Below are 20,333 nucleotides of genomic sequence, written 5' to 3' on the forward strand. Positions count from 1 at the left end.
ACGACTGCTGCTTATATGTAACCCACCTTTAGTCTCAAGTGTGAAATGTTCTATTTCATACTGTGGAAAATGGGTCTTTTTTTCGTAGTGTGAAATTAGAAATGAAAAAGCCCAGCATCGCTGGGCTTTGGTCACTCTTTAAAGTCGACTTAGAAGAGTCGGCGGCAGCGAATCGTGCCATCAATTTCAGACAGTTTTTCAACCGCAATTTTTGAGCTGTCAGCGTCGACATCGATCACAACATAGCCCACTTTTTCATTGGTCTGCAGGTACTGACCGACGATGTTGATGTCATTTTCCGAGAAGATGTTGTTGATCTTAGAAAGGACACCCGGCACGTTTTTGTGAACGTGAAGAAGGCGGTGTGCATTGTTGTGGCCAGGAAGAGCCACCTCTGGGAAGTTAACCGAGGTGATCGACGAACCGTTGTCAGAGTACTTAACCAGCTTCTCTGCCACTTCGTAGCCGATGTTCATCTGCGCTTCCATTGTCGAACCACCGACGTGTGGCGTCAGGATGACGTTGTCGAACTGGCGCAGTGGGCTGATGAACTCATCATCATTTGAACGTGGCTCAACTGGGAATACGTCGATCGCAGCGCCCAGTAGTTTGCCGCTCTCTAGCGTTTCACAGAGTGCATCGATATCAACCACGGTTCCGCGAGCTGCGTTGATTAGGATTGAGCCCTGTTTCATCGCTTCAAACTGAATTGGCCCCATCATGTTCTGTGTTGCAGCAGTCTCTGGAACGTGAAGCGAGACAACATCACACATGCCTAGAAGCTCGTGCAGAGTGCCGACCTGTTTCGCATTGCCCAGTGGCAGCTTAGTGATGACGTCGTAGAAGTAGACCTCCATACCCAGGCCTTCAGCCATAACACTTAGCTGAGAACCGATGCTACCGTAACCGATAATACCGAGCTTCTTACCACGCACTTCGAAGCTATTCTTAGCCGTTTTCTGCCAACCACCACGGTGTGCAACCGCATTTTTCTCTGGTACACCGCGCATCAGCATGATGGTCTCAGCAAGAACCAGTTCAGCCACAGAGCGAGTGTTTGAGTAAGGTGCGTTGAAGACCGCTACACCGCGTTCAGTCGCTGCTTGCAGATCAACCTGGTTGGTGCCGATACAGAAACAGCCAACTGCGACCAGTTTTTCGGCCGCATCAAATACTTTTTCAGTCAGCTGAGTGCGCGAGCGAATGCCAACGAAATGAGCATCAGCGATGCGCTCTAGTAGCTCCTCTTCTGGAAGCGAGCCGGTGTGGAACTCAATGTTGGTGTAGCCTTGCGCGTTCAATGTATCAACGGCTGACTGGTGCACACCTTCCAATAGAAGAATTTTAATTTTGCCTTTTTCTAGAGACGTCTCTTTGCTCATTTTTGCCACTCGATTCTGAGGTTTAACCACTAGGGCTTAAAAATTTAGGGGCGCGATTATAGCACAAACGGGCGATTGGTCGGCTTTTATACAATCGTAGTGGGCGAAATATTCTCAGGTTAAGCTGAAGAATTTTGATTTAACAGGCGCCATTTTGTTCTGAACGAATCTTTAGACATAAAAAAGCCCTCTTTAAGAAGAGGGCCTTTTAAAAATGCCGGTTAGCTGTAGTAGCAGAGGTAAGCAGTTGCTGTTGCTACTTTGACATCGAATGAGCTGTTAGCGGGAACATTGAACTGGCTGCCAGCTGGAAAGCTTTGGAATTCAGTGGCTTCAGGGAGGCGAACAACCAGTTCACCGTGTACCACCTTCATTACTTCGTTCTGGCTAGTGCCAAACGTATATTCACCCGGTGCCATAACACCAGAGGTCACAGGACCGTCGGCTGACTCGAAGCCGATCGATTTTACATTGTCATCAAAGTAAGAGTTAACTGACAGCATGGGTGTCTCCTAAAAAATTGAACGCAAATAGTATTCAGAGTTGTTGGGTTTGTCACTACCGATCTAAAGGAGTAGGCTTCGCCCATTCATTGCACGGATTGCAGATTAACCATGATTGAAGCGAACAGCCGCGAATATTGGCGTGCCACCTTGGCCCTCTGTTTAGGGTCGTTCATGATTTTTGCCAATGTCTACATCACTCAACCTCTCCTACCGACCCTAGCCGAAGAGTTTCAGGTCTCAGCGCTAGAGGCCAGTTGGACCTTCACCATCACTACGCTGACCTTGGGTCTATCCTTGTTGTTCTACGGTGCACTGTCAGACTCTTTAGGGCGTCGAGGCATCATGATTCTGACGCTGGCGGGTGTGATGGGCTGTGGATTTGCGTTGAGTCAGGTTGAAGGCTATCACCAACTTCTAATACTACGGGCCGCTCAAGGGCTTTTATTAGGTGGGTTGCCTGCCATTGCTATCGCTTACATGAACGATGAATTTACTCCACGCGCACTCTCTTTGGCGGTGGGTCTGTACATTGGCGGTAACACCCTTGGGGGAATTGGCGGTCGCTTAATTGGTGGCTTTGTGGGTGAGTCATTGGGGTGGCAAGGCGCCTTTCTAGTGATGGCGCTGATCAGCCTAGCCTGCGTGGCGACCTTTGTTTATCTGCTACCTAGATCGAAACGCTTTGAATCCAGACCGTTAAGAGTAGGCCCCATGCTACGATCAATGGGCGATCACCTCTCCAATCCGATGTTGCTGAGCGCGTATCTCATTGGCGGCCTCAACTTCTTTATCTTCATTAATCAGTACAGCTACATTACCTTCGTTTTGGCGGATGATCCCTACAACTTGCCTGCCAGTCTGCTGGGTATGTTGTTTTTGACCTATCTGACCGGCACTTTTGGCTCAGCCATTTCGGGCAAAGTGTCAGACTATCTTTCTCAGCCGAGAGCGATGGCGTTGGGTATTGCCATTTTAGCGGTGGGCAGTTGTGTCACTCTGTTTGATTCGCTCATTATGATCATCATCGGCTTCTTAATTAATAGCTTTGGCTTCTTCTTTAGCCACTCTACTGCCAGCAGTTGGGTCAGCAAGCAAGCAACGCATGCCAAAGCGAGCGCCTCTTCACTCTATCTACTCTTCTACTACCTCGGCGCTAGTCTGGGTGGTTTCTATCTGCAGCCCTTCTGGTCGATCTGGCACTGGCCAGGTGTGATTTTAGGCTCTTTGATCGTGTTAGTTCTGACCTTCAGCTACTCAATCCGCTTAGAGAGAAAACGTCAGGCCCTTGCGGGTTAGAGAACCTGACAGCAGTTTGCATCCAGAACGCTGTTTAACGCGTATCTTTTAATTTTGGACGCACCATGGCCGATCTTTTAATCATAGGCAGTGGCGGAATTGGTCAGGCGTTTGCTGAACAGTCCACCATTCGCAGCCCTGACACTCGAGTGCTCACAACTACAAGATCCTCATCGGGTGACGAGCCGATAGTCCTTGATCTAACCGATACTAATACTTTTAAGCCCTGTATCGATCAGTTGAAAGAGCTTGAATTTGATCCCGTTAGAATCATTTTTTCTCAAGGTTTGCTGCACAACGAGACTCAACGTCCAGAGAAGTCTCTGCGCGAAATAGATCTTGATTGGATGACACAAGTAATGCAGGTCAATGCCCTCGGCCCAATGGCGTTTCTGGCCCAGTTGATGCGTCTTATTCCGCGTCAGTCAGAGCTGCAGATAGCTTTTCTATCGGCACGTGTTGGCAGTATTTCCGATAACCAACTAGGCGGTTGGTACGGCTATCGAGCATCTAAAGCGGCTCTGAATATGCTGATTAAAACCCTCAGTATCGAACTTGCAAGAACTCACCCTAAGGTTCAACTGTTGGCGCTGCACCCAGGTACAACCGATACAGAACTGTCTAAACCCTTTCAGGCCAGAGTACCGGAAGGTAAACTCTTTACTACGACCTTTGCCGCCAGTGCGCTACTGGATGTTATGGAGAGTGCTCGCGGGGGGCAGAGTGGTCAATTTTTAGCTTGGGATGGCTCTTCAATACCCTGGTAAGCCTTTAAGGAGTTTGTATGCTTTGGATTAAGATGTTTCACATTCTGGCGATGACGAGCTGGATGGCCGGTATTTTCTATCTACCTCGTATATTCGTGCACTATGTAGAGGGTAAGGCTGCAGGGCAAGATGTTGCGCGCTTGTCGATTATGGCGTCAAAACTCTACGGTTTTATGACCATTATGGCGATTTTCACACTGGGCTTAGGGCTCTGGTTATGGCTAGGATATGGCTTTAGCGGTGGCTGGATGCACGCTAAATTGCTGTTTGTTGGTTTTTTGATCGGTTTCCATTTCTGGTGTCGATCTTACTTACAGAGACTAAAGCGCGATGAGCTTACTCAGAGTGGCCGTTACTTTCGACTCTTTAATGAGTTACCACTACTCATCTTCGTGCCGATACTTATCTTTGTTGTTGTGAAGCCTTTCTAAGCGCCTTTTAACAACCTCTCTAAACGGCGCTCGATCAACTCAGCTCTCTGCTTCAGTTGTCGAGTGTCGTCAATAAACCCTTCAAACTCAACGCGCGTTGGCAGCAAGTTGATCTCCTCTTGGAGGTACTCTTTGGCGGTCGTTGTCAGAGTCTGACGACTGCTGTTTGCCCACTCGATCGACTGATTGATCGGCTTCATAACTATAGCGGCAGGAAGATCACCGATTTGATCTGCTAACCAAGCTTCCCAGTCTAGGCTTGGGTTATCAAATGCGTGAGAGAGGCGTTGTAGCAGCGCGGAATCGCCTTTTACCTCGACGCCTTGACCGAACATGACGCTATTGGGGTCATTCAGTAGTTTAAGCAGATCTGAGGCTGCTCCCGTTAAATGAGTGGTAGGTTCGCCATCGAATTCACGCATGACGGCGACTTGGTCATCGCTAAAAATCAGTGTGATTCTCAGCTCTTGTGGTATCAGGGTGATTCCTAAACTCTGACCGGCGAGCTTGCTGAGCGTGTTACGAGCGCTAGGACGCGTAGCGAGATAAGCGTTTATCGCTGATTCAATGGAGCCTGTTAGAGTCGCATCGATCAGATTCATAAACCTCTCCTCTCAACCGACTCTGTTAGGGTTTAATCCCAGTGTGAAGTGCGACAATGCCTTGGGTCAGGTTGCGGTAACGCGTCTGAACAAAGCCGGCACTGTCCATCATCCCTTTCAGAGTCTCTTGATCAGGATGCATGCGAATCGATTCTGCCAAGTAGCGGTAGCTTTCGGCATCGTTAGCAATCAACTGCCCCATTTTCGGCAGTAGATTAAAGGAGTAGAAGTCGTAGGCTTTTGTCAGTAGTGGGTTCTCAGTTTTAGAGAACTCCAACACCATCAATTTACCGCCTGGCTTCAGTACCCGATTCATAGAGCGCAGTGCAGCGTCTTTGTCGGTCACGTTGCGGAGGCCAAAGGCGATGGTGATGATATCGAAGGTGTTGTCTTCAAAAGGGAGGCATTCGGCATTGGCTTGAACGTACTCAACGTTGCCCGCAACGCCTTTATCGATCAGTTTGTCGCGACCCACTTTTAGCATGGAGTCGTTGATATCCGCCAACACCACCTTGCCTGATTGGCCAACGATCTGTGCAAAGCGGCGTGTTAAATCACCTGTTCCGCCAGCGATATCGAGAATTTTATGTCCAGGACGAGCACCGGAACTTTCGATCGTAATGCGCTTCCAAATACGGTGAATACCGCCCGACATCAGATCATTCATCACGTCATACTTAGCGGCTACCGAGTGAAATACGTCGGCAACACGGTTAACTTTTTCATCAACCGGTACCTCTTGGTAGCCAAAGTGCGTGGTGTTTTTCTGATTGTCTGACATGGGGTTGGATCCACTTAACTGTTCAATGGGGCTATTGTAACGACTGAGTGGGAGCTTGTCGTTAACCTATCGCAATCATTCCGTTGTCTCGGCTAGCACCGGCTGCATCAAGTCGAGCGAGATAATCACTCCAATACTGCTGTTGATTGTGCGCTAGGTCGTGGAGGTAGGCCCAGGTATAGAGCCCAGAGTCGTGCCCATCATCAAAGATCAGCTTCAGAGCATAGTTGCCGCTTGCTTCGACACCTTTAAGTCCAACCAAGCGCTTGCCAGTCTGAAGGACCTCTTGACCAATGCCATGCCCACGAACCTCTGCAGAGGGGCTATGAACACGCAAAAACTCTGCGGTCAGCTCATAGTTGCCATCTTCATAAACCAACTCAAGAGTCTTAGAGCGCTTGTGAAGATGGATCTGTTTAGGCATGGGCACAGAACTCATGGGGTAACCTCGTATTACAGAATGTAGTGACTCAAGTCCTCGTCGGCGCTCAGTTCACCAAGGTATTGGTCTACAAAGTTACGATCAATTTCGACGGTTTGACCACTCTTATCCGCAGCGCTGAAAGAGAGCTCCTCAAGTAGGCGCTCCATCATCGTGTGCAGACGTCGTGCTCCAATGTTTTCGGTCTTCTCGTTCACCGACCAGGCGAGCTCGGCGATGCGCTGAATCCCCTCTTGAGTAAACTCAATCGAAACGCCTTCAGTAGCCATCAGGGCTTTATATTGCTCTGTAAGAGCGGCTTTGGGCTCGGTCAAAATACGAGAGAAGTCTTCTGGTGTCAGTGCTTCCAGTTCTACACGAATCGGTAAGCGACCTTGGAGTTCTGGAATCAGATCTGATGGGCGAGCCAAGTGGAAGGCGCCTGACGCAATGAACAGTATATGATCGGTTTTGATCATGCCGTGCTTCGTGCTGACCGTACACCCTTCGATTAGTGGTAGAAGATCTCTCTGTACCCCTTCACGTGATACGTCAGCGTTACCAGACTCGGCGCGTTTACACACCTTGTCGATCTCATCTAAGAAGACAATGCCATTCTGCTCTACCGCTTCTAGCGCTTGCTGTTTGAGGTCGTCCTCTTTAATCAGCTTAGCGGCTTCCTCTTCGGTTAGAAGCTTGAAGGCTTCTGATACTTTAAGACGGCGCGACTGCTTCTTATCCTGCCCCATGTTGGCGAAGAGGCTCTGCAACTGATTCGTCATCTCCTCCATGCCTGGTGGTGTCATGATCTCAACACCAACTTTGGGTTGAGCAATTTCAATATCGATCTCTTTATCGTCGATCTGACCTTCACGCAGCTTTTTGCGGAAGATTTGGCGGGTTGCTGAGTCTGTTTTGTCTAGCTCTTCACTACCGATAGGGCGTGCTTCAGGTAGCAGTGCGTCCAGAATGCGCTCTTCTGCAGCCTCTTCAGCACGGAACTTGTTCTTCTCGATCGCCTGTTCACGCAGCATTTTGATCGATTGGTCGACCAGATCGCGGATGATGGTCTCAACATCACGACCCACATAGCCGACTTCGGTGAATTTTGTCGCTTCAACCTTAATGAATGGAGCGTTGGCAAGCTTCGCCAAACGACGTGCAATCTCAGTCTTACCCACACCGGTTGGACCAATCATAAGAATGTTCTTTGGGGTAACTTCTCCGCGCATCTCTTCATTCAGTTGCATGCGGCGCCAACGATTACGCAAGGCAATTGCAACAGAGCGCTTAGCGGAATCCTGACCAATAATGTGACGATCGAGTTCTGATACGATCTCGCGAGGGGTCATAGCTGACATAAAAGGCTCCTTAAGCGACAGACTCGAGTTGTTCGATGGTTAGGTTGGCGTTAGTGAAGACACAGATATCTGCTGCGATCTGAAGGCTCTTCTCAACGATGTCACGTGCGTTTAGTTCACTGTTATCGACCAGCGCGCGAGCTGCCGCAAGAGCATAGTTACCGCCTGAACCGATCGCAATGACACCGTCTTCAGGTTCGATCACATCGCCACTGCCAGAGATTAGAAAGGTCTTCTCAGAGTTGGCCACCAGCATCAAGGCCTCTAATCGACGCAACACTCGATCCGAGCGCCACTCGCGAGCAAGGTGGATAACCGCGTTCACAATGTTGCCTTGGTGTTTATCAAGCTGTTGCTCAAATAGATCGCGAAGAGTAATCGCATCGGCAGTACTACCAGCAAAGCCTGTGATGACTTTGTGTTTATCGATGACATTAACTTTACGGGCGCTACCTTTCATTACGGTATTACCCAGAGAGACTTGGCCGTCGCCGCCTACAACGACTTGATCACCGCGGCGAACAGAAACAATAGTGGTCATTAGAGATTTTCCCAATCATAAGCTTATCTGCATTTATTGGGATGAATCGCCCGTTTTCAAGGCTAGTTTACTTTGCGCTTAACTGGGTGGATGTTCAGCTTTTCGAGTTTGGCTGTGGCGCTTTTTAACTCGTTATAGGTCGAGAAGTTTCCAGTCGATACTCGGTACCAAACGCCGTTGCTCCCCTCTGTACGGGACATGGTCACGTTTGGCAGGCCAGAAAGTGCCAGTCGTGCACGCTGAGCTTCAGCATCGCGTGCATTGCGGAATGAGCCTGTCTGCAGTCGGTAAACGGCATCCAGTGAAGCCGTTTTGGGGGTCGAAACATAGGCTGACTCTTCAGGTGTTTGGACTTCGCTCTCTTCTAATAGCTTGTAGAAACCAAACCGCTCATCCTGTGACTCTAGGTCGATGTTATCTAAAGGCAGAGATTCCCCAGGTTGTCGGGGTTCGACTTTAGCGGGAATCACGGGCTCCAGTGTTGGAACCTGCTGAACCGCTTTGCTATTGCTCGTTGGTGCCGGTTGTTTAATCAAAAAGAAGATCAGACCAGCAAGCAGACCCAAAGCCACGACAACAGCAAGCACTAAACCTGCAGATACTCCTGAAGGTTGAGGAGCAGCCGGTGTTTTGCGAGCGCTCGAAGTGGTACGAGTGGCACCAGCTCGAGGCCTATTTGACTTGGGTTTGGATGCAAAGTCTCGATTCGACATGGTTACATCTGTTCAGGTGCTGACACACCCAAAATGGTGAGACCGTTTGCGATGACTTGGCGCACCGCCATGGAAAGCGTGATGCGTGCATTACGCAGTGCTTCATCCTCAATCAGCATCTTATGGCCGTTATAGTAGGCGTGGTAATCCGACGCGAGGTCACGCAGGTAGTTAGCCAGTTGGTGGGGCTCGAAGTTGGCTGCAGCCTGTTTAACCGTCTCTGGGTATTTGCTCAGTGCGGTCACAAGGTCACGCTCCGCTTCGCTATCCAAACGCTCCAGTGATGCTAAGCCCATCGCTTGGTCCCAAGCCATCCCTTCACTCTCTAATTTGCGCAGTACCGAGCAGATGCGAGCGTGAGCGTACTGGATGTAGTAGACCGGGTTATCCTTAGATTCTGACTTGGCAAGGTCTAGGTCAAAGTCCATGTGCTGATCGGCTTTACGAGTAACATAGAAGAATCGACAAGCGTCATTGCCCACCTCGTCGCGAAGCTCACGCAGTGTGACGAATGAACCTGAACGAGTCGACATCTGAACGCGCTCGCTACCACGGTAAAGTATGGCGAACTGAACCAGTTTCACGACCAGACGCTCTGGATCGTATCCAAGTGCCTGAATGGCCGCTTTGACACGAGTGATGTAGCCGTGGTGATCGGCACCCCAGACGTTAATGACCGTTTGGAAGCCGCGCTCAAACTTGTTCATGTGGTAGGCGATGTCAGAGGCAAAGTAGGTGGTTTGGCCGTTGGCACGTTTAACCACACGATCTTTATCATCTCCGAAATCGGTCGATTTGAACCAGATATTGCCACCCTCTTCGTAGAGGTAGCCCTTATCATCAAGGCGTTTCAGTGCCTCATCAACATCACCGCTGGAAGTAAGTGAGCGCTCACTAAACCAGCACTGATAGTTCACGCCGAACTCACCCAAGTCTTCGCGAATATCGCCTAGGATAGAGTCCAGGCCGGCATCGAATAGGGTTCTGTACTGTGCGCCAAGGATGTTTTGAGCGCGATCGATAAGCCCATCGATGTGAAGCTCTTTATCGCCGCCTGCCGGTTCATCAGCAGGGACATCGAGATAGAGATCATCGAGTGAACACTGCAGTGCATCACCCTGAGTGGCTTTTAAGCTAGCAGCGATGTCACGAATGTACTCACCCTGGTAGCCGTTGGCTGGGAAGGTGATGGTATCGCCAAGCAACTCGAGGTAGCGAAGAAAGACGCTGACCGCCAGAATGTTCATTTGGCGACCCGCATCGTTGACGTAGTACTCACGCTCAACGTTCATACCACCGGCTTCCAGTAGGTCGGCCAGTGTTGCACCGTAAGCGGCACCGCGGCCATGACCTACGTGCAATGGTCCTGTTGGGTTAGCAGAGACAAACTCTACCTGTACACGATCATCGCTGGTTGGTTTACTGCGGCCAAACTGGTCAGTCTGCTCCAGTACATCGGCAACTACTGAGTAGATTGCAGCATCGTTGACAAAGAAGTTGATGAAGCCAGGACCAGCGATCTCAGCTTTATCAACGACCGTTGAAGCTGGAAGAGCTTGCAAAATCATCTCTGCAATAGCGCGTGGGTTTTGGCGAGCCGGTTTGGCCAGTGTCATCGCAAGGTTGGTCGCAAGATCACCGTGCGCCTTGTCACGTGTGTTTTCAACTTGGATGTTTGGCTCAAGATCAGCAGGGAGTTTGCCCTCTGCTTTCAGTGCTTCAATGGCGCCGTTTAACAGGAGCGCTATCTGTTCTTTCATGTCTTTACTCAGTGAAATAGATCGATGGTGTAGTCTGTCACTACAAAGTTGGCTGCATTATATCGTTTTGCAGCCCTTAAAAGCTATCGACAGGGTCAATGTCTATGTTCCAGCGAACGCGACTCGACTCTTTGTCTTGCTCCAACCAATTTTGTGCCGCTTTCAGAGTGCCTTGGATCGACGTGCGAGAGTCTCCCGTGAACATCAGTTGTGCTCTAAACATGCCAGCGCGCTTCTCCATGAAGGAGGGGAAGGGGCCGCTGATCATCGGAAGCTGCTCTCTTGGGTAGGACGCCTCTAGGGATCTCCTTAAACGCATAAGGTGTGCTTCGGCCCAGCCCTGTTTTTTCGCTTCAGCACGGATAATCGCTTGGAAAGCAAAAGGGGGGAGTTGAGCCTGTTTGCGACTCATCAACTCCTGTTCTGCAAAGGTGAGATAGCCAGAGGTTACCAAGGTGTTTAGTAGAGGGTGATCAACCTGGTGGGTTTGTAACACCACTTCGCCCGGACGTTCCGCTCGCCCCGCTCGGCCGGCAACCTGCATAATAAGTTGCGCGGTACGCTCCATGCCACGAACATCGGCACTGAATAGGCCTGCGTCGGTATTGACGATGACGACCAGTGTGACGTTCGGAAAGTGATGGCCTTTGGCCAGCATTTGAGTACCGACCAAGATGCATGGATCGCCACTGTTAACTTCGTTCATCAAGGACTCAAAGGCTTGGCGAGAGTGGGTTGAATCACGATCCACACGTTTGATGCTGGTATGGGTGAATAGCTCTGACAATCTCTGTTCGATTCTCTCCGTACCGCTACCGGCCGGTCTTAGTTGATCACTGCCACAGTGCTGACAGTGGCGCGGGATAGGGGTTTGTCGATCACAGTGATGGCAGTGCAGCTTTGGTGGTTTGCGGTGCAGCGTCATGCGTGCATCACAGCGTGTACAGTCAACGGTTGATCCGCAATCCTGACAGGTCAGCGTTGGGGCAAAGCCGCGGCGGTTGATAAATACCAGGACTTGGTTGCCAAGGGTAATGTGATCGTTAATGCGACTGATAATCTCTGGAGCGAGGCCAGTATCTAACTCAACACCTTTCGTATCAAACAGCTCAAAGCTGGGCGCCGCTGCTCGACCCGCACGCTGTGTCAGTTGTAACTCTTTGAAGCGGCCCTGTTGAACGTTAAGTAGCGATTCCAGTGCCGGTGTCGCACTGCCCATGATGACCGGTATATCAAGCTGTTTTGCACGAACCAGAGCAAGGTCTCGTGCGTGATAGCGGAAACCCTCTTGCTGTTTAAACGATGGGTCGTGCTCCTCATCAATAACGATCATCCCAAGATTAGCAAAAGGAATGAAGATCGCTGAGCGTGTACCAATGACGATGCGTGTCTCCCCGGACCGGATCGACTGCCAAGCCTCAAAGCGCATTCGATCCGTAAGGCCTGAGTGCAGTGAAGCAATGTTCGTGTTGAAGCGAGCAGTAAAGCGCTCAACCAGTTGTGGGGTTAAGCCAATCTCGGGCACCAAAATCAGCACTTGCTTGCCGTCGGCCAACGCCTGCTCGATCGATTGTAGATAGACTTCGGTTTTTCCCGAGCCGGTCACGCCGACTAATAGAATTGGGCTGAATCCCTCGCTCTGTTTGATCTGATCAACTGCTCGTTGTTGCTCAGCATTCAGTGCCAAGCCTGCAACGCTAGGTAGGACAGTGTTGACCAGCTGTGCACCGATTAAAGGCGCTTCACAGGGTTCGATCTGCTCCGATTCAATCAGTGCCTTTTGCACTTGTGACGTGAATTCAGCCTCTCTAATTGCGGATGTGCTGATTGGCTGTCGGTTTTTAATGAGCGTAAACAGGGCGCGCTGTCTGACGGCCCGTTTGGGCAGCGATTCAATATCGGCGTGCTCGGTTAAACGCCAGTAATCGGGGGCTGAGAAGGGGTGCTGCTCTTTGCGTGCTAAGTTGGGTAGAAGGTGAATTAAGGTATCGCCCAGTGGGTACTTATAATAGCTTGCCGCCCACTCACCGAGTTGTATCTGCTCATCATCGACGAGGGGCTCCTGATCGAGTAACGCTTCGAAAGGTTTCAGCTTATTTAGTGGCACCTCGGTCTGCTCGCTAAGACTATGAATCATCCCTATCAAGCTGCGCTGCCCGAATTTGACCAGCACACGAGCTCCGATAGCGGGCACAGCCACTCCTTGCGGAATGGCGTAGTCAAACAGACGGTTTAGGGGTACCGGTAGTGCAACACGTACGATCATGGTCAAAATGTCTAATAAGCGAAGGGCAAGTCTAGCACCCATCGGGCAGTTGGAAATAGCGGCTTCAAGGTATTGGGTGATCAGTGGTTGTTATTCGTACAGTGCCTGCGTATAATTGCGCGCCTTGACATTTCCCGGCGAATTTTTCGTCAGTCGTGCGGTGCTTAAGCAGCATAATATATGCATCAAGCGTTAAGTGGCGGCACATAAAACATAGAGGTTTAATACTATGAAAGCTGGTATCCACCCAGAGTACAACGAAGTTACCTTCAACTGTTCTTGCGGTAACGTAATGACAACTCGCTCTACTATGAAAGAGAGCACAATGGCTGTCGACGTTTGCAGTCAGTGTCACCCTTTCTACACTGGTAAGCAGAAAGAAGCTCAGACCGGTGGTCGAGTGGATCGCTTCAACAAGCGCTTCGGTGCTCGCAGCCTCAAGAAGTAACTTGGGTCTCTGCATGCAGAACATTAAAAAGGCACTCATCGCGAGTGCCTTTTTTATTGCCTGTCAGTCAGCGCAAGCGAGTAGTTGTACCCCACAAGGTGCATCTGAATCGGTACGGGTAGCCAAAGTGGTCGATGGCGATACCGTTCATCTAACCGATGGGCGAAAGGTGCGCTTGATAGGCGTTAATACCCCTGAGCTCTACTCAAAGCCAAGGGCTGAAGAGGGGGCCCTGCAGGCTAAACGCCAATTGCAATCTTGGGTAAACGAGTCAGAATCTTTGCAGCTCTATTTCGGACGTGAGCCTAAAGATCGTTACGGTCGTGTATTGGGCTACTTGTTCGATGGATCGAAAACGCTCTCGCAACGTTTGATCCACGAGGGTTTGGGTTGGGCGATCAGTGTTCCCCCTAATGATCGACTAGCGGATTGTCTCTTCTCATCTGAAAACAGACCAAGAACTCTAGGAAAAGGAGTATGGTCAAAATCCATTGCTGCCGCTAAAGAGATTGAACAGGGTGGTTTCAATTTGGTGTCGGGACGCATTACCAAGATTGATCAGGCTAAAAAGTACCTCTACGTCGAACTGGATGATCGATTGGCGGTTCGCATACCGAAAGAGTGGAGCAGGAGTCTCACCTTTACATTGGGCAACTCACTGGAGGTGCGAGGCTGGATTTTGGATCGCCGTGACTCTTTAAAGCCGGGCTCGTTATTTAAACCCTTTTTGCTGCCGGTTTTAGATAAACGGCATATCAAAATGTGAAACGGTTATAAGCCCAATTGCTTAGACAGTTTCCAAGAATAGACCTTTCTACCGAGAGGTTATTTTTATATCATCCCACAACGACCTTTAACTAGAACATAACTTAGCCTATCTGCATTATGCCTATGGGCCTATAACCATTCAGGATTCTACAATGTCTCAAGACTTTAAACAGGCAGCACTGGATTACCATGAGTTTCCAATGCCAGGTAAAATCAGCGTAGAACTATCTACACCTGCTGAAACTTCACGCGACCTATCTCTTGCATACTCTCCAGGTGTTGCTGAGCCAGTGCGTGAGATCGCTAAAGATCCTGAAAATGCTTACCGTTACACAGCCAAAGGCAACCTGGTTGCCGTTATCTCAAACGGCTCTGCTATTTTGGGTCTTGGCGACCTAGGTCCATTGGCTTCTAAGCCAGTCATGGAAGGTAAAGCGCTTCTATTCAAACGTTTTGCAAACATCGACTCTATCGACATCGAAGTGGATGCTGAGAGCCCACAGGCGTTTATCGATACTGTCGCTCGCATCGCTGATACCTTCGGTGGTATCAACCTAGAAGACATCAAAGCACCAGAGTGTTTTGAAATCGAACGCACGTTGATCGAGCGTTGTAACATCCCAGTCTTCCACGATGACCAGCACGGTACTGCGATTGTTACCGCTGCCGGTATGATCAACGCACTTGAGCTTGCTGGTAAGAAGCTAGAAGAGGCATCGATTGTATGTCTTGGTGCTGGCGCTGCAGCAAGTGCTTGTATGAAGCTGTTGATCAACATGGGTGCTCGCAACGAGAATATCTACATGATCGACCGTAAGGGTGTTATCCACTCGGGTCGTGATGATCTAACTCCCGAGAAAGCGATCTTCGCAACTGAAACGGATAAACGTTCACTTGAAGATGCTATCGATGGCGCTGACGTATTCCTTGGTCTATCAGGTCCTGATCTGCTTTCAGCAGAGAACCTAGCTAAGATGGCAACTAATCCTGTTGTCTTCGCTTGTGCAAACCCTGATCCAGAGATCAAGCCAGAACTTGCTCGCGCGACTCGTGAAGATGTCATCATGGCAACAGGTCGTTCAGACTACCCTAACCAGGTAAACAACGTGCTAGGTTTCCCATTCATCTTCCGTGGCGCTCTAGATGTTCGTGCAACAGCGATCAACGAAGAGATGAAAGCCGCAGCCGTTATCGCACTAGCAGAACTTGCTAAGCAACCTGTTACACAAGAAGTACTGGATGCTTACGGCCTAGAGAGCCTAGAGTTCGGTCGTGAATACATTCTGCCGAAAGCGACAGATTCACGTCTTTTGGGCGCGGTATCTTACGCAGTGGCTAAAGCAGCGATCGATTCAGGTGTTGCCGTTAAAGGCATGCCAGAGAACTACCCACTGAGCTAATCACTCTGAGGTAAACAAGAAGGGAAGCCATTGGCTTCCCTTTTTTTGTGTTATACACATTACAGAACCTAAGTGATTATCGGAACAGCTCTTCAGAAGTAGGAGGGGCGACTTCACTGCCCGGTTTAGGAGCGACCTCAGTCGGTACCTGCTCCTCTTTGAAAATCTCGTTGTAAGCGTTTTTCTGTCCTTCGTAAGCTAGTAGTCCTGTCGCAGGATCAATCAGAGCCGTCGCAATACCTGCCGGTTCAGGCAGGTAACTTTCAGGGATGTTACGAAGAGCATCTCCCATGAAGTCGATCCACATAGGCAGTGCAGCCGTGCTACCCCATTCGCGCTTACCTAGATGAGACGGTTGGTCAAAGCCGACCCAAGCCGTTGCGCTCAATTTAGGGGTAAAACCGCTGAACCAAGAGTCTTTTTGATCATTGGTTGTTCCCGTTTTACCCGCTAGGTCACCACGTTTCAGAGCCAGTGCTCGACGACCAGTACCCTTTTTAATGACGTCGCGCATCATGTCGTGAATGATGTAAGCGGTGCGTTCATCTAGCAGACGTTCAGCGAGAGGTTGTCCCGTTAACGTCACTAGTTGCGGGTCACTCTCGGTGCTGGCTTGCGCCTCAGAAGCTGTATCATTGGAAGCCATGTCGGCGAGCTCTTGAGCGATTAACTCTGCTTGCTGGCGTTCAGGACAACTACCGCAGGCAATACTCGGATTGGCAGCAAACAGAGGTAGTCCTTCACGGTCTAGCACCGACTCAATGATGTAAGGATTGATTTTGAATCCACCATTGGCAATCGAGGCGTATCCTGTTGCAACCTGAAGCGGAGTGGCATCAGCACTGCCTAGCGAGAGTGATAAGTTTTTAGGAAGCTTATCCTCTTCAAAACCAAAACCGAGTATGAAGTTTCGTGTCTCTTCGATACCCAAAGCACGCATCAGACGAATAGAGATTAGGTTACGTGAGCGGTATAGAGCCTCACGAAGTCGAGTCGGACCACCAAACTTTCCATTATCGTTCTCAGGCCGCCAGTTACCCTCTAGGCTGACGTCATGGAAAACAACGGGAGCGTCATTGATAACTGACCCCGGAGTGTAGCCATTGCTCAGAGCGGCGCTATATAGGAAAGGTTTAATATTAGAACCTGGCTGACGGTACGCTTGAGTGGCTCGGTTGAACTTGTTTAGATAGAAACTAAATCCGCCGGTTAGGGATTGAATTGCGCCATTCTCAGGATTGATGGCAATGAACGCACCTTGCACTTCGGGCAGTTGCGAGAGACGCCAGCCTTCAGCGGTTTGGCGAATTCGAATCATATCGCCAACAGCCAGCACTTCGGATGCTTTTTTCGGTTCAGAGCCGGTTGAGTTAACCCCTTTATATGCTCGAGCCCAGCTGATACCTGACCAGCGCAGCGTCGTTTCACTGCCATCACCGAGTAGTAGTGTCGCTTCAGAATCATCCACCGCTTTCACCAGAGCCGCCTCAAGTCCGCCATAGGCTGGTGTCGCTTTAAGTTTTTTCTGCAGTGCAGAGGGTTCAATCTCTGTTAGATCAAAATGCTGCTCTGGACCACGGTAGCCGTGGCGTTCCGTGTAAGCCAGCAGCGCCGTTCTGAGCGCTTGATTGGCGCTGCGCTGCATGGTGCTGTCAATGGTCGTGTAGGCTTTCATACCCTCGGTGTAGATCCTTTCACCGTAGGTTTCATAGAGCTCCGCACGAACCATCTCTGCAACGTAAGGCGCAGGGATTTCAATATCAGCACCGTGGTAGCTAGCCGTAACCGGTTGATTGACCGCGTCGGAGTAGTCAGTCGTTGTAATGAAGCCTAGCTCCTGCATTCGACCAAGAATCCAGTTACGACGTTCGAGGGCTCGTTGCGGGTTAGTAATGGGGTTATAGGCTGATGGCGCTTTAGGTAAACCTGCGATCATTGCCAGTTGAGCGATGTTGAGCTGATCAATGGTTTTGCCATAGTAGACCTGTGCGGCGGCTTGTATGCCATACGATCGGTGGCCTAGATAGATTTTGTTGATGTAGAGCTCAAGGATCTCTTGTTTAGAGAGTGATTGTTCAATGCTGAGTGCTAACAGAATCTCAACAAATTTACGCTCAAAGGTACGCTCGCGCGTTAGGAAGAAGTTCTTAGCCACCTGCATGGTGATGGTCGAGCCGCCACTCTGAATTTTGCCAGAAGTTGCTAGCTGAAAGGCTGCACGAAAAAGCCCGCGAAGATCGATCCCTTGGTGTTCAAAAAATCGTGCATCCTCTGCGGCTTGAAGAGCATGGATAAAGTGTTGCGGGATATCGGCATAGCTGATTGGCGTTCGGCGCATTTCTCCAAACTCAGCAATCAACTTTTCATCTGCACTGTATACGCGCAGAGGGGTTTGAAACTCAACCTCACGCAGGGTCTCAGCGTCAGGCAATTGTGGGCTAAAGTAGTAGTAGATTCCGCCGGCTGCCAAAACGGCTCCCAGCAATCCAATTGCAGCCAGTGCCATCAACCATTTAATAATTTTTTTAATTATGCGCATTAATCTGCAAATTTCTTAAATTGAGCTAGGATTATAACGAGAACTTGATTTAGGTCCATAATGTCACTTGTAACTTTTGTGACCTAGTCTAGAGTGAAGTTAGATAATATCCACTAATTATTAGGTATTTTTGTGTTCAAACTCTTTGGTGGTAACAAACAAAGTGTTTTGGGAGTTGATATCGGGAACTCCTCTCTTAAGCTTGTTGCTTTAAGCTTTCGTGGAAAGACGCCTGTGCTGGACGGCTTTGGCGTCATCTCTCTGCCAGAAAAATCCTTTGTAGATGGCAGTATTGAGAAACCTGAAGAGGTTGCCGATGCCATTGTCAAAGCACAACGTCTGGCGGGTGTGAAAGCCACGCGAGCCATCACATCCGTAGCCGCCTCTGACGTGATCACAAAAGAGATTCAAATTTCTGAACTGTTCTACGGCTTTGACCTTGAAGAGCAAGTTAAAATTGAAGCCGATCAATTTATCCCCTATCCAATAGAGGATGTTGCACTGGATTTCGAGGTGCTAGGGCCTGTGCAAGGTAATCCGGCATTTAATCGAATTGGGATTGTCGCTTGTCGTCGCGACGGCGTCTCTGCTCGAGAGGATTGCCTAGATTTGGCTGGGCTCCAATGCGATGTGGTTGATGTAGATACCTATGTCTATGAACGCGCACTCCCACCAGAAGAGCTGGTGCCTGGAAGAGCCTGTGCGATTGTCGATTTTGGCGCTCATAATCTTACCTTTTACGCTTTTAAGGATGGCTTGATTAGCTACCATCGTGAGCATACCTTTGGGGGCGAGGAACTACTGCAGCAACTGCAACTCTACACAGAGCTGCCGCATGATGAATTGGCTGCACAGCTGCGACACGGTGAACTAGATCCCTCGCTTATCAGTCTCATGGAGAGCTTTGCTGATTCAGCGGTTCAGCAGGTCTCTAGAGCTTTGCAGTTCTATTCAGCTTCGGGGTCCCAAGAGCAGTTATCGACACTGTATATTACGGGCGGTCTAGCCTCTCTACCTGGTATTAAAGATAAATTGAGTAGTGAGTTAGGTATCAGGGTTCATGGTTTAGATCCGTTTGAGAGGGTAGAGATTGCATCCCAGATTAATATGGATCGATTAAATGCCGAGAAGAACGCTTTGACTAAAGCACTCTCTTTAGCCTTGCGTGGTGTCGGGGGGCAATATGAGAACCATTAACCTGAGACCTTGGCGTGAAGAGCGAAATGCTTTCCTGCAAAAACGTTTCTACACACAACTTATCGTCACTGCTCTGTTGGCCGCTTCGATTGTCGGAGCGAGTTACTACTACCTAACAGTTATGTTGAATAGGCAGCAGGATCGAAATGCCTATTTAACCAGCGAAATTTCGCGCCTAGATGTCAAACTGAAAGAGATACAAGAGCTTAAAAATAAGCGTGAACGCCTGCTAGAACGACTGACTGCAATTCAAGAGCTGCAGGGTACACGTCCTATTATTGTTCGCACCTTTGATGAGTTGGTAGAGGTTATGCCTGATGGCATTCACTACCAGTCACTGAACCGCTCTGGCCAAGAGATGTCGATCAATGGCCTTGCGGTTGCTAATGAAGATGTCTCGTCGTTGATGCGCACATTAAATGACTCCATCTGGTTTGGTGAGCCCTCGTTGTCGAAAGTCGCGACACAGAATGGTTTGAAGAGTTTTAATTTGCGAGTGCCGCTTGAGCGCCCCAATGTTGAGGAGGCTGCACAATGAGCTCAGTTTCCCTAAAACAGAAGTTTGAACGCGCGTTTCGCGGTTTTGACATCAATAACTTAGATCTGTCCGAAGCTTGGAGCTGGCCTTATGGCGTAAAAGCGATCGCGTTTGCTCTTTTGTTCATCGTTATTAATGGTGTCGGCTTTAACTTCTTAGTGATGGATCAAAAAGAGTCGCTCGACAGAGAGATTGGTAAAGAGCAGACACTCAAAACTCAGTTTGAAGCGAAGTCCTACCAAGTGGCCTCACTGGATGCACTGAGACGTCAAATGGCGGACGTTGAGTTGCGCTTTGCTGAGATGCTGGCGCAACTGCCAACAGAGAAAGAGGTACCGGGTCTGCTCGAGGATATCAGTGCGACAGGTCGAAACGCGGGACTTGAAATAGACTCCATCGCGCTGCAGCCAGAACGCAAAGCCTCATTCTATGTCGAGCTACCGATCGCCATTCAGGTTAAAGGTACCTACCATCAGATGGGTCAGTTCGTGTCGGGTGTTGCCAGCGTTAAGCGCATCGTAACCCTACATGATTTCAACCTTAGCCCAGCCAATGGTGATCTTTTGACCATGAGCATCAGCGCTAAAACTTACCGCTATGATGATGAGGAGTGATG

Annotated in this window: 20 protein-coding genes; 9 read left to right on the top strand and 11 right to left on the bottom strand. The window is 49.6% G+C overall.

Annotated elements, in window-relative coordinates; genetic code table 11:
• Positions 1-149: 149 nt before the first annotated feature.
• Both serA and XMD564_RS07005 read right to left on the bottom strand, forming a co-directional pair.
• A complete protein-coding gene (gene serA, locus XMD564_RS07000) occupies positions 150-1,382 on the bottom strand; it encodes a phosphoglycerate dehydrogenase (RefSeq protein ID WP_173508041.1) in 1,233 nt (410 codons plus the stop codon).
• Positions 1,383-1,603: 221 nt separating this feature from the next.
• The gene (locus XMD564_RS07005) at positions 1,604-1,885 is read right to left on the bottom strand and encodes a pyrimidine/purine nucleoside phosphorylase (protein WP_173480092.1); all 282 of its coding nucleotides are present in this window, start codon (positions 1,883-1,885) and stop codon (positions 1,604-1,606) included.
• 111 nt (positions 1,886-1,996) lie between these two features.
• Between XMD564_RS07005 and XMD564_RS07010 the strand changes: the two genes are divergently transcribed.
• From XMD564_RS07010 to XMD564_RS07020, 3 genes are all read left to right on the top strand, one after another.
• Complete coding sequence (locus tag XMD564_RS07010; protein ID WP_173480093.1) at positions 1,997-3,184, top strand: MFS transporter; 1,188 nt, start codon at positions 1,997-1,999, stop codon at positions 3,182-3,184.
• 65 nt (positions 3,185-3,249) lie between these two features.
• Positions 3,250-3,951: an SDR family NAD(P)-dependent oxidoreductase gene (locus tag XMD564_RS07015; protein ID WP_173480094.1), complete on the top strand. Its 702-nt coding sequence runs from the start codon at positions 3,250-3,252 to the stop codon at positions 3,949-3,951.
• Positions 3,952-3,968: 17 nt separating this feature from the next.
• Positions 3,969-4,382, top strand: coding sequence for a CopD family protein (locus XMD564_RS07020; protein ID WP_173480095.1), 414 nt, complete (start codon positions 3,969-3,971; stop codon positions 4,380-4,382).
• Here the strand turns inward: XMD564_RS07020 and XMD564_RS07025 are convergent.
• The 8 genes from XMD564_RS07025 to XMD564_RS07060 all read right to left on the bottom strand — a co-directional run bounded on the left by XMD564_RS07025 (position 4,379) and on the right by XMD564_RS07060 (position 12,827).
• Positions 4,379-4,984: an SCP2 domain-containing protein gene (locus tag XMD564_RS07025; protein WP_173498642.1), complete on the bottom strand. Its 606-nt coding sequence runs from the start codon at positions 4,982-4,984 to the stop codon at positions 4,379-4,381. The two genes, XMD564_RS07020 and XMD564_RS07025, sit on opposite strands and share 4 nt — an antisense overlap.
• Before the next feature lie 25 nt (positions 4,985-5,009).
• Entirely contained in the window at positions 5,010-5,765 is a 756-nt protein-coding gene (gene ubiE / locus XMD564_RS07030; RefSeq protein ID WP_173480097.1) for a bifunctional demethylmenaquinone methyltransferase/2-methoxy-6-polyprenyl-1,4-benzoquinol methylase UbiE, read from the bottom strand.
• Positions 5,766-5,826: 61 nt separating this feature from the next.
• Positions 5,827-6,204 carry a gamma-butyrobetaine hydroxylase-like domain-containing protein gene (locus tag XMD564_RS07035; protein ID WP_173480098.1) on the bottom strand — a complete coding sequence of 126 codons (378 nt, stop codon included), beginning with the start codon at positions 6,202-6,204 and terminating at the stop codon, positions 5,827-5,829.
• A gap of 14 nt (positions 6,205-6,218) precedes the next feature.
• Positions 6,219-7,547, bottom strand: coding sequence for an HslU--HslV peptidase ATPase subunit (hslU, locus tag XMD564_RS07040; protein ID WP_173480099.1), 1,329 nt, complete (start codon positions 7,545-7,547; stop codon positions 6,219-6,221).
• 10 nt (positions 7,548-7,557) lie between these two features.
• A complete protein-coding gene (hslV, locus tag XMD564_RS07045) occupies positions 7,558-8,088 on the bottom strand; it encodes an ATP-dependent protease subunit HslV (RefSeq protein ID WP_173480100.1) in 531 nt (176 codons plus the stop codon).
• A 62-nt stretch (positions 8,089-8,150) separates the two neighbouring features.
• Positions 8,151-8,801, bottom strand: coding sequence for an SPOR domain-containing protein (locus XMD564_RS07050; RefSeq protein WP_173480101.1), 651 nt, complete (start codon positions 8,799-8,801; stop codon positions 8,151-8,153).
• Positions 8,802-8,803: 2 nt separating this feature from the next.
• Positions 8,804-10,561 (bottom strand): arginine--tRNA ligase, encoded by a 1,758-nt coding sequence (argS, locus tag XMD564_RS07055; RefSeq protein WP_173505823.1) that lies wholly within the window; start codon positions 10,559-10,561, stop codon positions 8,804-8,806.
• Positions 10,562-10,637: 76 nt separating this feature from the next.
• Complete coding sequence (locus XMD564_RS07060; protein ID WP_217364283.1) at positions 10,638-12,827, bottom strand: primosomal protein N'; 2,190 nt, start codon at positions 12,825-12,827, stop codon at positions 10,638-10,640.
• 229 nt (positions 12,828-13,056) lie between these two features.
• Here XMD564_RS07060 and rpmE point away from each other — a divergent pair, with 229 nt between their 5' ends.
• The 3 genes from rpmE (at position 13,057) to XMD564_RS07075 (ending at position 15,443) form a co-directional block, all read left to right on the top strand.
• Positions 13,057-13,275 carry a 50S ribosomal protein L31 gene (gene rpmE / locus XMD564_RS07065; protein ID WP_173480103.1) on the top strand — a complete coding sequence of 73 codons (219 nt, stop codon included), beginning with the start codon at positions 13,057-13,059 and terminating at the stop codon, positions 13,273-13,275.
• A gap of 13 nt (positions 13,276-13,288) precedes the next feature.
• Positions 13,289-14,041, top strand: coding sequence for a thermonuclease family protein (locus tag XMD564_RS07070; RefSeq protein ID WP_173508042.1), 753 nt, complete (start codon positions 13,289-13,291; stop codon positions 14,039-14,041).
• Positions 14,042-14,195: 154 nt separating this feature from the next.
• Entirely contained in the window at positions 14,196-15,443 is a 1,248-nt protein-coding gene (locus XMD564_RS07075) for a malic enzyme-like NAD(P)-binding protein (RefSeq protein WP_173480105.1), read from the top strand.
• 76 nt (positions 15,444-15,519) lie between these two features.
• Here the strand turns inward: XMD564_RS07075 and XMD564_RS07080 are convergent, their stop codons facing one another.
• Complete coding sequence (locus XMD564_RS07080; protein WP_173482765.1) at positions 15,520-17,982, bottom strand: penicillin-binding protein 1A; 2,463 nt, start codon at positions 17,980-17,982, stop codon at positions 15,520-15,522.
• Positions 17,983-18,114: 132 nt separating this feature from the next.
• On the opposite strand from XMD564_RS07080, the gene pilM reads away from it, so the two are divergent.
• Genes pilM through XMD564_RS07095 form a run of 3 tightly spaced genes read left to right on the top strand, consistent with a single transcriptional unit; the run spans position 18,115 to position 20,331 of the window.
• Positions 18,115-19,179 (top strand): type IV pilus assembly protein PilM, encoded by a 1,065-nt coding sequence (gene pilM, locus XMD564_RS07085; protein WP_173480107.1) that lies wholly within the window; start codon positions 18,115-18,117, stop codon positions 19,177-19,179.
• The gene (locus XMD564_RS07090; RefSeq protein ID WP_173480108.1) at positions 19,166-19,717 is read left to right on the top strand and encodes a PilN domain-containing protein; all 552 of its coding nucleotides are present in this window, start codon (positions 19,166-19,168) and stop codon (positions 19,715-19,717) included. Before pilM ends, XMD564_RS07090 begins: the two co-directional genes overlap by 14 nt.
• Positions 19,714-20,331: a type 4a pilus biogenesis protein PilO gene (locus XMD564_RS07095; RefSeq protein ID WP_173480109.1), complete on the top strand. Its 618-nt coding sequence runs from the start codon at positions 19,714-19,716 to the stop codon at positions 20,329-20,331. The genes XMD564_RS07090 and XMD564_RS07095 overlap by 4 nt, the downstream gene beginning before the upstream one ends.
• Positions 20,332-20,333: the final 2 nt, after the last annotated feature.

The sequence above is a fragment of the Marinobacterium sp. xm-d-564 genome (assembly GCF_013283345.1).
Lineage (GTDB): Bacteria > Pseudomonadota > Gammaproteobacteria > Pseudomonadales > Balneatricaceae > Marinobacterium_E.

Excerpts from the sequence above, each read along its gene's own strand:
- XMD564_RS07020 (WP_173480095.1), top strand. The coding sequence starts at position 3,969 with ATGCTTTGGATTAAGATGTTTCACATTCTGGCGATGACGAGCTGGATG.
- XMD564_RS07080 (WP_173482765.1), bottom strand. The coding sequence starts at position 17,982 with ATGCGCATAATTAAAAAAATTATTAAATGGTTGATGGCACTGGCTGCA.
- XMD564_RS07015 (WP_173480094.1), top strand. The coding sequence starts at position 3,250 with ATGGCCGATCTTTTAATCATAGGCAGTGGCGGAATTGGTCAGGCGTTT.
- XMD564_RS07095 (WP_173480109.1), top strand. The coding sequence starts at position 19,714 with ATGAGCTCAGTTTCCCTAAAACAGAAGTTTGAACGCGCGTTTCGCGGT.
- rpmE (WP_173480103.1), top strand. The coding sequence starts at position 13,057 with ATGAAAGCTGGTATCCACCCAGAGTACAACGAAGTTACCTTCAACTGT.
- XMD564_RS07010 (WP_173480093.1), top strand. The coding sequence starts at position 1,997 with ATGATTGAAGCGAACAGCCGCGAATATTGGCGTGCCACCTTGGCCCTC.
- XMD564_RS07005 (WP_173480092.1), bottom strand. The coding sequence starts at position 1,885 with ATGCTGTCAGTTAACTCTTACTTTGATGACAATGTAAAATCGATCGGC.
- XMD564_RS07035 (WP_173480098.1), bottom strand. The coding sequence starts at position 6,204 with ATGAGTTCTGTGCCCATGCCTAAACAGATCCATCTTCACAAGCGCTCT.
- XMD564_RS07025 (WP_173498642.1), bottom strand. The coding sequence starts at position 4,984 with ATGAATCTGATCGATGCGACTCTAACAGGCTCCATTGAATCAGCGATA.
- XMD564_RS07050 (WP_173480101.1), bottom strand. The coding sequence starts at position 8,801 with ATGTCGAATCGAGACTTTGCATCCAAACCCAAGTCAAATAGGCCTCGA.
- XMD564_RS07070 (WP_173508042.1), top strand. The coding sequence starts at position 13,289 with ATGCAGAACATTAAAAAGGCACTCATCGCGAGTGCCTTTTTTATTGCC.
- XMD564_RS07090 (WP_173480108.1), top strand. The coding sequence starts at position 19,166 with ATGAGAACCATTAACCTGAGACCTTGGCGTGAAGAGCGAAATGCTTTC.
- hslV (WP_173480100.1), bottom strand. The coding sequence starts at position 8,088 with ATGACCACTATTGTTTCTGTTCGCCGCGGTGATCAAGTCGTTGTAGGC.
- hslU (WP_173480099.1), bottom strand. The coding sequence starts at position 7,547 with ATGTCAGCTATGACCCCTCGCGAGATCGTATCAGAACTCGATCGTCAC.
- ubiE (WP_173480097.1), bottom strand. The coding sequence starts at position 5,765 with ATGTCAGACAATCAGAAAAACACCACGCACTTTGGCTACCAAGAGGTA.
- XMD564_RS07060 (WP_217364283.1), bottom strand. The coding sequence starts at position 12,827 with ATGATCGTACGTGTTGCACTACCGGTACCCCTAAACCGTCTGTTTGAC.
- XMD564_RS07075 (WP_173480105.1), top strand. The coding sequence starts at position 14,196 with ATGTCTCAAGACTTTAAACAGGCAGCACTGGATTACCATGAGTTTCCA.
- argS (WP_173505823.1), bottom strand. The coding sequence starts at position 10,561 with ATGAAAGAACAGATAGCGCTCCTGTTAAACGGCGCCATTGAAGCACTG.
- serA (WP_173508041.1), bottom strand. The coding sequence starts at position 1,382 with ATGAGCAAAGAGACGTCTCTAGAAAAAGGCAAAATTAAAATTCTTCTA.